The sequence below is a fragment of the Shewanella gelidimarina genome (assembly GCF_023283945.1).
GTDB lineage: Bacteria > Pseudomonadota > Gammaproteobacteria > Enterobacterales > Shewanellaceae > Shewanella > Shewanella gelidimarina.
Map to the genome: position 1 here is coordinate 20351 of NZ_JAKIKW010000002.1, position 15012 is coordinate 35362.

Sequence of the window (15012 nt, forward strand, 5' to 3'; positions counted from 1 at the left end):
TGCTGTTTTTTTGATTTGTAAATTGATGCGAACTTGATGGTTATTTGGTGTTTGATTGTGGTTTATTTGTGTAAAATAAGTAGTATAAGACAAGGGCTGGATGGTGCTTGCATAGACCAGGGATAGAGAGCGCTATAGAGGGGATCTTATGTTACTCCATTGGAAGGGGCATCATAAGATCGATAAAGCTTGTTTTCAGATGTATTGGCATCAATATCAATGACAAGTGGCTATATTATTTAATCTAAAGCCGATGTTTTATTGGGGTGCTGAGTGTTGATATCATGCTATTTGACGGTACTGCTTTGCTTCATAATTAGGGAAAGAATTCATGTTGCTCCTTGCTTTTAATTCGCGACAAAAAGCTAAGTCACTTCTGCGTTTATGCAGCTTCAGCTTATTCATTATTATCGCAGTCATCTTCATCAATCCTATTTATGCCAGTAAATATTCAGCAGCAGAGCAAGAGTTAACGGCTACACAAGTAAACAATATTACAGCCGAACTAAAATATTTCGATGAAATTCTTACGTCATCTGTATTGAGTTACGCATTTTCTGGTGATGGTAAATGGTTAAATCGTTACCACGAGTATGAGCCACAACTGACTGATCTAATCAATACTCTTTTAAATCGTAAAACCCCTCAAGATGGTGCTTTGATCGCTAAACTGGACAGTATAAACCAACGCTTGATTAAGCTAGAACAGAATACTATTTCCGCAGTACAAAATGGCAATCGACAGCAGGCTGTTGACCTGATTAACGGTGAGGATTATCACCGCCTTAAAAGCGAGTATTTAGCACTGGTATTTGAGTTAGCATCGAAAATTGAGCAAAGAGTCACTGCTAATGTCGCAGATCTCGACAAGGTTCAACAGACGCAATTGAGCAGCGAAGAAAAGCTGTGGATAGCTGACAACAAAGTGGTTATTGGAATTGATAATTGGCCGCCGATTTTGTTCATGCAAGAAGATGGCACCATCGGTGGATTAGCTGGGGCGATAGTTAATAAGATTGTTAACAGCACAGGTTTACAAATAGAGATTGTGGAGGGGGATTGGAACAGTAATCTTGAGGCCTTTAAGCAAGGCAAGATTGATCTCATACCCGACGCCTATCAGCAACAAGAGCGCCAAGCATATGGAGATTACACTTCAGCGTTCTTTCTGGTCAGAGAGTTATTTCATGTCAAAAGTAACAATAGTAATTTCAGCAGTAACCAAATGCTCGCTAACGCGACCGTGGCAGTGCCTATAGGTTATACCTCAGTTAATAAGTTACGCAGTCTTTACCCCAATATTACTATCGTTGAAACGACAGGAATGGATGATTCCATCGAGCGTGTTCTGTCTGGTCAAGTCGATGCCTTACTCGATTCCGAATTGGCGATAGAGTATGCCATGAGCCAACGAGGTGGCGTTGAACAGTTAAAGGTCATCAATGAGGATGTGTTTCCACCAACCTCAGTTCATTTCTACAGTAATAAGCAACATCCGCTATTGCACTCAATTTTGCAAAAAGGTCTCAATTCGCTGAATTTAAGAGATTTGATGCTAACCAAAAGTGATTGGCTAACATCGCAAGCGACAACCGCTGAGCCGGAACCTCCAAAAATGATGGCGTCAATATTGACGATTGTATTGGTGGTGGCGATTTTATTAGTTTTGGCGACATTTGCCAGCTCACATATTTTGAAAGCCAGTGATACCGAATTAGCCAACAAATTTGGTTCAAGCAGTTTTAAAAGAGCGATCTTCATTGGATTAACCACTTTGTCAGTGGTCCTTTTAGTGATGATTGTTTTACTGACGCGTTATGTAGAGCAAAAAAATCTTACTGACGTTAAATACAGCTTACAAACCTTGCTGAGTTCAACCCACCAAAGGTTGTTCTTCTGGGTTGATTATGAGTCAAACAATTTAGCGCTATGGGGCAAAAACAAAGAGTTAGTCGGGCTAGTGGAGCAGCTATTAGTGATCCCAAGGGATAAACGTTCGCTTACTGAAGCAGCTGTTCAATCCCAAATTCGTGAATTTTTTAGTGAGCGTGAAAGTGAATTTGGCAATATCGGTTTTTTTATTATTGCCCCAGACAAAATAAGCTTAGCGTCAATGCGTAATTCGAATATTGGTGACATCAATATTATTCAACGTTCTCGCCCTGAACTTCTGGAGCAGGTTTTAGCGGGGGGGAGTGTGTTTGTTCCACCCATTCAGTCAGATCTATTTTTAACTAAAGAGAGTGATGACAGTATTGGGCGTAGGGCGCCGACCATGTTCTTTGCCGCGCCAGTAATGAATAGTGACAACCAAGTGATTGCCATTCTAACTAAAAGGGTTAATTTTAATCGAGTGTTTTCATCGATTCTTTCAGCTGGATTTATTGGTCATAGCGGTGAGACTTACGCGGTAGACAAAACGGGGTTATTGCTGTCAAACGTACGTTTTGCCAGCCAGTTACGCGACATAGGGCTCATTGAAGACAGTCAAGAAGCATCGCTAAATGTACGTATTGCCGACCCTGGGGTTAACTTAACGCACACTGAGCAGAAAGTGAGACCTCAGGCTGATTGGCCATTGACTAAAATGGCTGCTGGCGTGGCCAGTAAAAGCTCCGATTATAACCTTGAAGGTTACTCCGATTACCGCGGTGTAAAGGTTATTGGCAGTTGGTTATGGGATGAAAGCCTTGATATGGGCTTGGCTGCTGAGGTTGATGTCGAAGAGTCGTTTGCACTTATCAATATATTTAAGTACACAGTGTGGGGGATCACGCTCATTTCATTGACGCTATTGTTAGGCTGTACTTTATTCACTTTACGGGTGGGTACCAGAGCCACTCGAGCGCTAACGCGTTCGCAGCAAAAGCTTGAAGAGCTGGTAAAAGATAGAACGGCAGCGCTGCAAGTCACAATGCAGCGCAACCGTACCATTATTGATAATGCTTCAGACGGAATTATCGTTATCAATGAACAAGGCCTTATTGAAGAGTTTAGCCCTGCAGCCGAAACCATATTTGGCTATACAAAAGACCAAGTAACACACAGTAATATTAGCTTGTTAGTGCAGCCGCCGTTTCATACCCAGTACCTAAAAGATAAACAAACAGAAGAGAATGAGCATTGTGTTTATGAGTTAACCGGTATTCGAAAAGACGGTCAGCAGATCACTATTGAAGTCGCGATTGGTGAAGCTTTGATTGAAAATGAGCATGTTTTTACTGGCATCGTTAGAGATACCACTTTACGAAAAAAAATTGAAAGGGATCTACACAATGCTAAGTTAAAAGCTGAAGAAGCGACACGTTCATTAGCTGAACAAATTAAGTTACAACAGTTGCTGATTGATGCTGTGCCTATCCCGTTATTTTATAAAGATGCACAAGCTCGATTTCAAGGTGTTAATAAAGCCTATGAAGAAACATTTAATGTTGAATCGGAAGATCTGGTCGGTTTAAAAGTGACGGACTTAAGCTACTTAAGTGAAGACGATCGCCGTCGATACCAAGCTGAAGATGATGAGGTGATAGCGGAACAAAAAACCATTAAGAAAGAGATGAGAATTCCTTTCGCGGATGGCAAAGTTCACGACACTCTCTATTGGGTAACCGGTTTTAATGACAGCAACGACAACCCTGGAGGTTTAGTTGGCAATTTCATTGATATTAGTAGCGAAAAGGAAAATGCCAGACAGCTTGAAATCGCAGTAAAGTCTGCTGATGAGGCAACCCGAGCCAAAAGCGATTTTCTAGCAAATATGAGTCACGAAATCCGTACTCCTATGAATGCGATTATCGGCATGAGTTATTTAACTCAACAAACTGAATTAAGCCGCAAGCAAGCCAATTACGTCAATAAAATCCAAAGTGCAGCAGAGTCATTACTGGGCATTATCAATGATATTTTAGACTTTTCTAAGATCGAAGCCGGAAAGCTTGAACTGGAAGTTATCCCATTTAATCTCAATGACAGTTTTGATAATTTGGTGCAAATGATTTCGCATAAGAGTCAACAAAAAGGGCTAGAGCTACTGATTGATATTGACCCTAATCTACCCACCAACTTAGAAGGTGATCCGCTTCGATTGGGGCAAGTGTTGATTAACCTGACAAACAATGCGATGAAGTTTACTGATGAAGGCGAGATCATCGTTAAGGCTCATGTGTTAGAACGGCAAGATGAACAGGTTTTTGTCGAGTTTTCCGTTCGGGACACCGGAATTGGGATGACAGCAGAACAGCAACAACGACTATTCCAATCTTTTAGCCAAGCTGATGCTTCAACTACCCGTAAATACGGTGGCACAGGGCTTGGTCTAACGATCAGTAAAACGCTGACAGAGTTAATGGGCGGGGAGATCTGGGTTGAAAGTGCTGAAGGACAGGGCAGTACCTTTTTCTTTACCGCTAATTTTGCTATTTCAGATCATAGAAGCCTATCGCAGCCAGCCTCATCAAAGAGCCTAATTAACTTGCCCATCCTTATTGTCGATGATAGTAAAGCCGCTCGTGAGATTTTATCCACGCTTGCAGAAAACCTCAGTCTTGTACCTGATATAGCAGCCACTGGCTGGGAGGCGATAGAAAAACTTGAAGCCGCAGATGCACAAGGTCAACCCTATAAGCTGGTGTTAGTGGATTGGAAGATGCCACAAATGGATGGCATTGAAGTGTGCCGCCATATTCAACAGAAGATGGCGCTTTCTATCGTACCTAAGTTAGTCATAGTCACAGCTTATGATCGTGATGACATGTTAAAACATGCTGCTGACGTTAGGATTGATAGTTCGATAACCAAGCCTGTGAGCGCATCGACTTTACTTGATACTGTGATGAGTGTCATGGGGAAGCAGAGCCTAGTACAACCGAAAACATCTGACGGAAAGCTCAATGTTAGTGCCGCTAAAGATATCGTCGGAGCACATGTACTCTTGGTTGAAGATAATGATATTAACCAAGAGATCGCGATTGAATTACTTAATATGGCAGGCATAAAAGTGTCTACTGCTGGTAATGGTAAAGAAGCAGTGACAATGGTTGCTATGAATGATTACGATGCGATATTAATGGACATTCAGATGCCGGTTATGGATGGCTATGAAGCCACTGGTGCGATACGCCAACAGCCTGATAAGCAAGCGTTACCCATTATTGCAATGACCGCTAACGCTATGAGTGGCGATAGAGATAAATGCATTAAAGCTGGCATGAATGACCACATCCCCAAGCCGATTAACCCACAAGAAGTTTACCGAACATTGGCTAAATGGATTGCGCCGACAGGTGAGGTGCTTAAGGTCGACTCTGCAGCCGAGCTACAGCTAAATAAAAATTGTGACACCCTAGTCTTACCCAGCTTTGATGTCGATGCAGCCCTTGGGCGTTTATCTGGTAACGTGAAGACTTATAGAAAAATATTGGCAAAAGTCGCTGTGTCTGAAAGAGACTGTATAGACAGACTTAATCATGCACTGGATAACAGTGACATCAGTGCTGCAATTATCGCTATTCATAACATTAAAGGGGTTGCGGGTAATATTGGTGCCGTTTTTGTGGTACCAAGTGCTCAGCAGCTTGAATTTCATCTCAATGAGCTACTGGAGGCGGCAGAGTGGCATAAAGATGCGCCATTAGAAGCGCTTATAGCTGAAGCTCAAATTCAAATTGAGAAGATGATTGCGACTATTGATCAAGCTTTAATGGGTAAGGAGTCAGTTGAGGTCGCGAGCGTCATTAGTAAGGATGAGTTTCTACAACAATGTGAACAGCTTAAACAACAAATTGAGTTTTTAGATAGCACTGCGGTAGATAATCTAGAGAGCCTGTTAAACAGCGATGAAGTCGTGGCTCAGAGCAAGCAGGGGCAGAAACTCTATGCTGCTTTATCCGAGTATGATTTTGATGAAGCTGAGAATTTGATTGACCCATTTACTGACGATGTTGCAGCGCAGCTTTAAAATATTACGTTGAAAGCATGGCGGGTTTGATAAAATTCAAATAAAAAAGCCTATTGAAAGCTCTGAATGAGTTGTATTGGCTAGGCGGGTTGAGGCTCCAGCTGAATCGTTTGTAAAAACTGGCGCTAGAGGTGGTAGCAGATACTTTTAGTGTGATGAGTCAATGGCGGACGAAGCCAAGAGTTATGCATTGTACTTATTAGTCAGTAACAGTTAGTCGCTATCTGCCTGAAGTTAAATAATAAAAAAGGAATTTATGAAATGCTTGGTGATAAGAAAGCAACCATCCTCACCGTCGATGACACATCAACCAATATTGAAGTGGTAAAAGGGGTATTGTCTGAGGATTACCTCATTCAAGCAGCACTAAGCGGCAAAATGGCGTTAAAGATAATAGAGAAGCGCAAGCCGGATCTTATCTTGCTTGATGTAATGATGCCTGAGATGGATGGCTATGAAGTTTGCCAAATTCTTAAGTCCCAAGCATCGACCAAAGATATTCCTATTATTTTTATAACGGCAAAAGCGCAAGAAGAAGATGAGACCAAAGGTTTAGCGATGGGAGCTGTTGATTACATTACTAAGCCTATTAGCCCAGCGATTTTGAAGGTGCGCGTTAAGAATCACTTATTACTAAAAGCTTCTCGTGATCTGATGGAACGTCAAAATGAAATATTAGAAGAGCGGGTGATTGAGCGCACAAAACAGCTCGGTGAAATCCAAGATGTTGCCATGGTTGCCATGGGGGCGTTAGCGGAGTCTCGGGATCCTGAAACGGGCAATCATATTCGTCGCACCCAGCATTACGTCAGAGCACTTGCTCAAGCATTAGCATCAAAAGAGCAATATCGCGCGCTACTAACACCTGAAAATATTACCGCACTCTATAAATCCGCTCCGTTGCATGACATTGGTAAAGTCGGTATCGCTGACAGCATTTTACTCAAACCCGGTAAGCTTACCGACGAAGAGTTCGAGATTATGAAAATGCACACAGTCTACGGCCGAGATGCCTTAGTTGCGGCCGAAAAGCATATGGATGTGGCAGACAATTTCTTAGAGTTTGCCAAAGAGATTGCATACTATCATCAAGAGAAGTGGGATGGCTCAGGATACCCAGAGGGCCTTATCGGAGAGGCCATTCCTGTCTCCGCACGGTTGATGGCGATAGCGGATGTCTATGATGCATTAATTAGTAAACGAGTTTATAAACCGGCATTTTCACATGAGAAGGCGGTGAGCATTATTATTGAAGGGCGTGGTAGCCACTTTGACCCCATCATGGTTGATGGTTTCATTGAAGTGACCGATGAGTTTAATCGTATCGCCAAACAATTCTTAGATGAAGAGTAATGCCGTCGACACACTGAATCAGATTAGTTAGCACTGCTTAATGCAGGTGCTTTTGTCTTGTTTAATCAAATAGGATAGATATTTATCCTATGCAAGCTCAAGCGTGTCTATTTTGCTAGCTAGATTAAAAAACGAACCGTCAGGTTCGTTTTTTTCGGGGAATAAGGTTAAGCCTTCTAATCTGATTTTTTCATCTGTAGATGGTTTAAATAACCCTCTTTGTCCAACTTTTCTCTAATCTCTTTGACCATATCATTATTAACTTTTGCATCCTTTTGTGCTCCCCAGACTTGTCTGGCAAAGTTAACGAGCTCCGCCACTTGCTGATCTGATACTTGTGCATTGAAAGATGACATCGATACCACGCCTCTGGTTTGGCTTTGACGTTTACTGGGTAAGCCTCGCAGAATCACGGCGATAGAGTTGTACGGCGATTGGGCGGTAAAGGCACTATTTTGATGTAAGGCCACAACGGCTTCGGGTTTTCCTAAGCCATCTAATCCATGACAGCCGGCGCAATAATCAACATAGGTTTGATAGCCAGAAAGTGTTTTATCTTCTTGGCTTAAATACACCCGCTCAATCGGTTGCAGATCGCTTGAGCCTGTCACTTCTGCAATCGAAACCTGATCTTTATCCAGTAAATAGCCGGAAATAGCAGCCAAGTCCTCATTCGGCATGTGGCTCAAACTATGGTTAACGACCAAATACATATTCTCGTAGGTTGAGCCCTTTCTTGATTCGCCCATCTTTAGCAGATCAACCAGATCTTTAGCGTTCCAGCCCTGTGATTTCAGCTCTTTGGCGGTAATATCACCCGCCTGCCATCCTTCCAAAAACTCACCTTGCAGCGCTTTATCAGGTTGCATCGCAAATAATAAATTTCTGGGGGTGTGGCATTCGCCGCAGTGTCCCGCAGCCTCAACAAAATACTTACCTTTGTTCCACTGCTCACTGCGGTTTGTATCATTGATAAAGTCAGAGTCATCAAAAAAGAGTTGGTTCCAACCGCCTAAGAAGAAGCGAATATTGGCCGGGAAGATAAGGTCATTAGCACTATTAGGTTCAGCAATCGGTTTAATGGACTGAAAATAAGCCCAAAGTGCATCAAGATCTTCATCATTTAATTTTCGGTACGAAGTGAATGGCATTGCAGGGTATAAGTTGCCGACCTTACTTGAGTAACCCCATTTTACAGCCCGATAAAAATCTTCACGCTGGTAAAGCCCAATGCCGTATTGTTTATCAGGGGTAATATTGGTTGAATAGATCATTCCGAATGGTGAATCAAACGCCACGCCTCCCGCAAATGGCGCGCCACTGGGGCCTGTATGGCAAGCAACACAATCACTTTCAATGGCGACTTGTCGACCTCGTTCAACGATTATGTCTACGGTCTCACTTTGATGAGCTGCGCTTGCCACATTGGCTAATTTACCGCTACCAAAGTAAATAAAAATGACCGCGGCTAGACCTAAAGCCAAACCGATAATAATGAGCTTTTTCATAACATCCTTATCGAACAAGTTCTGGTTGAGACAATATAAGATCCTCTATTGCCTCATAGTATTTAACGTAGCCTGTACAGCGACATACATGTTCAGCGAGTGAGGCTTCAATTGAAGATCGTAGCTCAGACTTTTTAACTGGATTTTGTTTTAGTGATTCGTAATAACCGATGGCTTCATTAACAAAGCCCGATGTACACCAACCACATTGGAAAGAGAAGTGTTCGATAAAAGCTTGTTGCACTGGATGTAACTCAAGCTCTTGGGTTTTCACATCAATTCGTGCATGACCTTCTACCGTCATCAAGTTCTTACCATTAAATGACCCTACGCCATTAATACAGGTTCGATGGGTAACATGACCAGTAGCCGTTTTCTCTAAGATCACGCAGGCATGGCATATCCCTGCGCCGCAACCAAATTTAGTGCCGGTTAAGTTTAAGTGCTCATGTAGAAACTGAATCATCATGGTATTTTGATCGACGGCAATAGGGCCAATTTGTTTACCATTTAGGATGAAATTAACGGTGCTTTTGCTCATACACTTAACCTCGACTTTATTTGTTCAGCGGTAATAGGGGTGTGGTCGAAGCGTTCGCCAATCGCATTAAATATTGCATCTTGAACCGCGGAGATCACAGGTAACATCACCACTTCGGCGATCCCTTTAGGTCGCTCTGAACTGTCATTTGATGGCAGTATTTCAAGTGTCATGTCCCATACGCTGAGATCTCTGGCTAGCGGCACGTGATAACGATTCAAATTCCAACGTCCGTTACCAGGGCCATCTTCAAATGGTGGTAAATACTCATGCAAAACATGGCCTATCCCCATGGCGAGTCCACCTTGAATTTGTCCCTCGACGATAGGCTTTGAGATCACAGGGCCTGCATCGAGTACGCTGTGAGTGCGGAGAATATCGACCTTTCCACTGTACTTATCAACGCTGAGCTCTACTAAACAATCACAGGGAGCATAATAGGTGACCATGGCATTGTTATATTGAGTGCTAGGGTATTTCACCCAATTACGTTTAATGAGGTGGTAGCCTAAATTATCCATCAACTGTGTTTTAGCGCTATTAGCGCCGTTACCATAGCGAACCGCCAATGCATCTAACGAATGTACTTGGGTATGACCTTCAATGGTGAACTCTGCTTCAGTCCAAGCCCAACGGTTTACCGTATGTGCCACACAACCTGTGACTAACCCAAGGTGGTGTGCCGTTGATGCCAGTAACGGCAAAGGTAAATTGGGGTAACCTGCTTGGGTCAATTGTCCGTCTTGCCATGTTGCTGCCGAAAGGTCGCTGTTTTTATCGAGTTTCCACAATGTACGCGCCGCAGGTAAAATCCCGTATTGATAGACGACCGCACAGGCTCCTTTGGTTGCTTCTGTTTGAAAAGTCGCTGAATCGGATGCACTACTTGCCATCAATTTCACCGGCGTCCAGAGTGGGTCTTTAGACATCTTATCTTGCTTCTCTTGACTGATGGTATAGGGGTTATCTGTTTCAAACAGCTGCAGTGCCTTCCAAGTCTCAGTAACAGCAACTTGCACTTCATCAGCTGCTTGGCCAAAGAACTTATCGGTTAATAACCCTTGGCTGGTTTGAGCGCCGCTGCCCATCTCCATATATTCAATTTCTAAAACAATTTCGCCGGACTCCAACAGGTTGACTGCCGCATTAGGGCCAACATTACCCGTTCCATAATTCTTAGAAAGCAATGAATAGCCGACACCAAATGTTTTGTTTGGGTTGTTGGTTTCAAAAGTGTGTTTGTTAGCTGCTCGATTCTTCCAGATAGGATGTTGCTCTGCTTTATCTAAAATTTCACGATAGCGCAGTTCACCCGCAATTTCGGCGCCTTGAGTATTAAGATCATCAGTGTGTAATAGGTTTTTACGTCTAAGCTCAAACGGATCTACATTTAACTCTGCGGCAGCCTGTCCCATCATGAGATCGACCACTGGCATACATTGCGTCGAACCATAACCTCGCATTGAGCCTGACGTGACGTTCCTTGAGTGGTAAGCGGTTGCTTGTAAGTCGCTTTTTGGAATATAAAACACGCCCTGCATTGCAGACATACCAGCAGAGGCAACGCTGGCACTGAAGTTTTCTCTTCCGCCACCATCCACGTCACATACAGAGGTTAATGCTTCAATTTTTAAGGTGTCTTTATTGATCCCTAAGCGGTTGTTGATTTTAAAGGGATGACGTTTAAGCCCAGACTGGAACTGTTGATAGCGGTCATTGGCTATTCTAATCGGATTACCATCGGAAAATAGGCTAGCAACAAGGGCATAATAAGGGAATACTGAGTGGTCTTTGGCACCGAATCCGCCGCCAACAAACCCTGAATAAAGCACGATACTTTTAATATCTTTAGCTTGTTTGGTCTGTTTCAGCAGGTGAACAGCCATTTCGGTAAAGTCGCTTGGATCTTGGCAGGTAACAGTACCGTGTACAGTCTGAGTTGCTTGATCAAGCCAGACATTAGCGGCTTCTGGTTCGAGCATCATCGGCTCAACAATTTGTGTTTGAAATTGCTTTTCAACGACATGAACATTTGTTTTTAATAGATCTTGTTGGATGGTATCCGCGTAATACATCCCTTTTTCACCAAGGGTACCTCCGATATTTCGTTCCCTAGGCCATTTCGGTTGTCTTAACTGATAGGCGGGGAAAAACAACCCATCTTGGAAGGGGGAAAAGACATCGCTTGAATCATTTCTCTCTTTTGCTATGCGTACCACACGCCATGATGCATAGGGGTTTCTCTGATAAAGTTCAGCTTTATCGCCAAATTTGAGTACATCTGGATTGAAATCTAAGCGTGATTTAGCGGCGTTAAAGTCATCAAACTCATCAAACAATAGAATAGCCACCGGATGACCAATAAAGTGGGGGACACTGCCTTTGGTTAGTAGCATCTCTTCCCCATGAAAAGGGGGCAGCTTGATGTCATTTTTAGCGAGATCTTCGGCCAAAATAATTTTAGTGGGTTGTTTCTCTAAAAAGGATAAATCAATACTCTCAAATGTACGATCGGCCACCGTTGCACACACAATGTATCCGTGCCATTGCTTATCAGGCCAGAGGTCAAAGTCTTTTGCTCTAAAGTCTCGAGCAAATACTTTTTTACCGGTAACCTTTTGAATTGCATCAACCCTAAATTTAGCCTTCCCCCCACTAGCCCATGATTTTTTGGGTTTATATAAGTACTCTTGCTCTCGACTACTGGCACTGACAAGCGGTGAGAAGTAAACACTGACCCCCGCGATAACGACCGTTTTAATAAAGTCTCTACGAGTTTGCTTAAGTTTTTTCATCTATGATCCTAACGTACAAATTGAAGGTATGGCGCTGTAACTTCATCCTTGTTGCCATCGATTTGAGTGTTAATAGTAAGTGTAATCAACACCTAAATAGGCAAGCGATACTAATAAGAGGATAGTCTAATTTTAATACTATATTGATAAATTCTTTAGGTTCAACATACATCAGTATGTGGATGTCTAATGTAGGAATATTCATAGTGTTAGGCTTGGTTGCTTAAAGGGACTGTGTTTTGCACTTGGTCAATTGCCGATACGTAATTGGGGATGCGCTCGCAGATAAAACATGGACTTTAACTTTGTATGTATTTTGTAAAATATGAGTTCAAACCTAGCGGTTTGGTAACAGAATCTTTTCAAATGTAAATTGCAGTTGATAATCATTATCATTTGGATGTTTTTTCTTTATACTGCCGCATCCTACATTTTTATGAGTACATTCTGGTGCTGCCACGTTCTATTAAGCTGTTTTTATTGTCTTTTTTGTCTCTATCGGTTCAGTCGCATGTATATGCGCAAACGGATCAACATCTACAACAAAGGGTTGAAGAAGGCGGTTCTCGCTCAATGAATCAAGTATTAGGCGAGCCTAAGGTTGATGCAATTGAGATTATTGAAGTTACCGGCAGGTCATATCGTCGTGGTTTAAAGTTAACACCTCCGGGTGAAGCTGTGATTACCATGAAAGAGGTTGAGGAGCAGCAGTCTTCACAATTTGCTGAGTTGGTCGATCAACTTCCCGGGGTTAACATTGATGGTGGAACCCGTTCCGGTGGCGAACGAATTAATGTTTGGGGCTTTGGCGCTGTGGAGGATTTGAACCTCTACTTAGATAATGCACCGTTGGGTTTTGAGCAATATCGCTATGGTTCTTTCTTTATCGACCCGGACCTAATTAAACAAGTTGAGGTGATTAAAGGGGCCCACGATGTTCGTTCAGGCAACGGCGGTTTTGGTGGCTCTATGTATGTAACCAGTAAAAGTGCGGAAGACTTTTTGGATACAGGAGAGCATTTTGGCGCCAGAGTTAAAGCAGGTTATAGCGATAACGACGATGAAAAGCGTAGTTTAGTTAGCTTATATGGTCAGTTTAACCGCCATCTGTCTGCCATTGTTAATTACACCTATCGAGATGCTAACGATACCACTTTAGGTAATGGAGTTTGGGGGGGGAATATTGCTGATGAGGGCGAGCCCGTTGAATATGATATGGGCAATGAAGCTAAATTTAGTTACTCAGGTTATCGTCAAAATAGCCTATTAGCGAAGTTAGATTTTGATTATGGTTCACATTTATTGTCTTTATCTATGACAGATTATACCGATGAAGGCCAAAAGCCGTGGGCTAATCGCCGTGGTCAAATGCCGAATATCAGTGATTACAATATTAAAAAGTATGGTGATTATAAAACAGCGCTCTACGCAACAACGGCTCACAATATTTACGAAGATACGAATTACTCGTTGAACTATCGTTATACACCTGACAATGATTTGATTGATACTCAGTTGGTCGTTTCAACCAGTGATAATCAGCGTCATTGGGTACGCCCTGATATCGCATGGGAAAAGATGTATGTCTCGGTGGGTAACTTTGGCCATGAGTCTTGGCTCAACTACAAACGCTCTTTTGTCGATATCAATAACACTAGCTGGTTCGGCGACCACAGCTTATTAATCGGCTTGCAGTACTTAAGTTCAGACCGTGACTCTCTGGTTTATAATAAAACCTATGAGAAGAAAGAAGCGAAAAACTTTGGTCTGTATACGCCGTATTATCAGCCCAGCGGTAAGCAGCAAACCTCAAGCGTTTATGCCAAATTAAGTTACCAAGTTAATGATGCTCTAACGGTTAAACCATCCGTTAGATATGACTATATTCGTAGTGAAGGTAAGGGAAACTTGGCGTCTGATTATAATGATTTAGCCGCAGGCCATGACTACAGTGCAGTTTCACACTCGGGACTCTCACCGCGATTAGGTGTTCATTACGCCTTAACTGAACAGACCCAGTTTTACTTTGATTATGCCTATACATTACAGGCGCCAGTCATCGATGATATTTATACGGTGCAATATGCCAAGGCCAGTAAGGCTATTACCTCAAGCCGTGATCTAGAGGTTGAGCGTTTACACGCCTATAAGTTAGGGTTGACCCAGCTTAATCATGACTTGTTTGCTAATAGCGACACGCTATCAACTCAAATAACCTTGTACTACCACAAAGGCGAGAATGATGTGGCTAAGCGCTCAGGGGTTAACTCTATAGAACAAGCTCAAGGCTACAACACCAATCTTGGCGGATACTACAATCAAGGTGTCGACTTGGTATTAAATTATCGCTACCAAGATCTATTCGCAGATTTAGACGCCTCTTATATAGAGGGCAAGCACGATGGCAGCCTGAAGGATTCTACGGGTGAAGATGAGTACCTGGCTGATTTAGCGCCGACCAATATTGGACTAAAGCTGGGATATTATCTGACGAGTGACGTAATGGTTGCTTGGCGTGGTAAGTGGTACGACAGTAAGTCTGAAGATGAGATGCCGACTAAAAGTAGCTTTAGAACGGATCAAGCCACTGATGCGTATTTCTTGCAGGACTTTTATGTGGCGTTTACTGGCGAGTCTGGCGCATTAGATAACTGGGAAGCCTACCTTACGGTCAAGAATATTACTAACCAGTACTACAAGCCTTACATGGCTGATGGCATAGCGGCTGCTGGCAGAGACGTTCGCGTTAGTGTGGCGTATAAATTCTAGCGAAAGTATCGTTTTAGAGTGTGTTAAATAAAGGTCACATTAGTGACCTTTATTGACTTTAATTGCGTCTTTAAAAATAACCAATCGATT

6 protein-coding genes are annotated in these 15012 nt (G+C 42.7%); 3 read left to right on the forward strand and 3 right to left on the reverse strand.

The genetic code is table 11. From position 1 onward, the window contains the following. Positions 1-331 precede the first annotated feature (331 nt). Both L2729_RS01985 and L2729_RS01990 read left to right on the forward strand, forming a co-directional pair. Positions 332-5956 carry a response regulator gene (locus L2729_RS01985; protein WP_248986739.1) on the forward strand — a complete coding sequence of 1875 codons (5625 nt, stop codon included), beginning with the start codon at positions 332-334 and terminating at the stop codon, positions 5954-5956. 261 nt (positions 5957-6217) lie between these two features. After that, positions 6218-7309 carry a response regulator gene (locus tag L2729_RS01990; RefSeq protein WP_248986740.1) on the forward strand — a complete coding sequence of 364 codons (1092 nt, stop codon included), beginning with the start codon at positions 6218-6220 and terminating at the stop codon, positions 7307-7309. A gap of 176 nt (positions 7310-7485) precedes the next feature. Here the strand turns inward: L2729_RS01990 and L2729_RS01995 are convergent, their stop codons facing one another. Genes L2729_RS01995 through L2729_RS02005 form a run of 3 tightly spaced genes read right to left on the reverse strand, consistent with a single transcriptional unit; the run spans position 7486 to position 12153 of the window. Next, positions 7486-8817 carry a cytochrome c gene (locus L2729_RS01995; RefSeq protein WP_248986741.1) on the reverse strand — a complete coding sequence of 444 codons (1332 nt, stop codon included), beginning with the start codon at positions 8815-8817 and terminating at the stop codon, positions 7486-7488. A gap of 7 nt (positions 8818-8824) precedes the next feature. Continuing rightward, on the reverse strand, positions 8825-9358 hold the full coding sequence (locus L2729_RS02000) for a (2Fe-2S)-binding protein (protein WP_101093045.1): 534 nt from the start codon (positions 9356-9358) through the stop codon (positions 8825-8827). Further along, positions 9355-12153 carry a xanthine dehydrogenase family protein molybdopterin-binding subunit gene (locus L2729_RS02005; protein WP_248986742.1) on the reverse strand — a complete coding sequence of 933 codons (2799 nt, stop codon included), beginning with the start codon at positions 12151-12153 and terminating at the stop codon, positions 9355-9357. The genes L2729_RS02000 and L2729_RS02005 overlap by 4 nt, the downstream gene beginning before the upstream one ends. A 450-nt stretch (positions 12154-12603) precedes the next feature. Between L2729_RS02005 and L2729_RS02010 the strand changes: the two genes are divergently transcribed. Further along, a complete protein-coding gene (locus L2729_RS02010; protein WP_248986743.1) occupies positions 12604-14922 on the forward strand; it encodes a TonB-dependent receptor domain-containing protein in 2319 nt (772 codons plus the stop codon). The last annotated feature ends 90 nt before the right edge of the window (positions 14923-15012 follow it).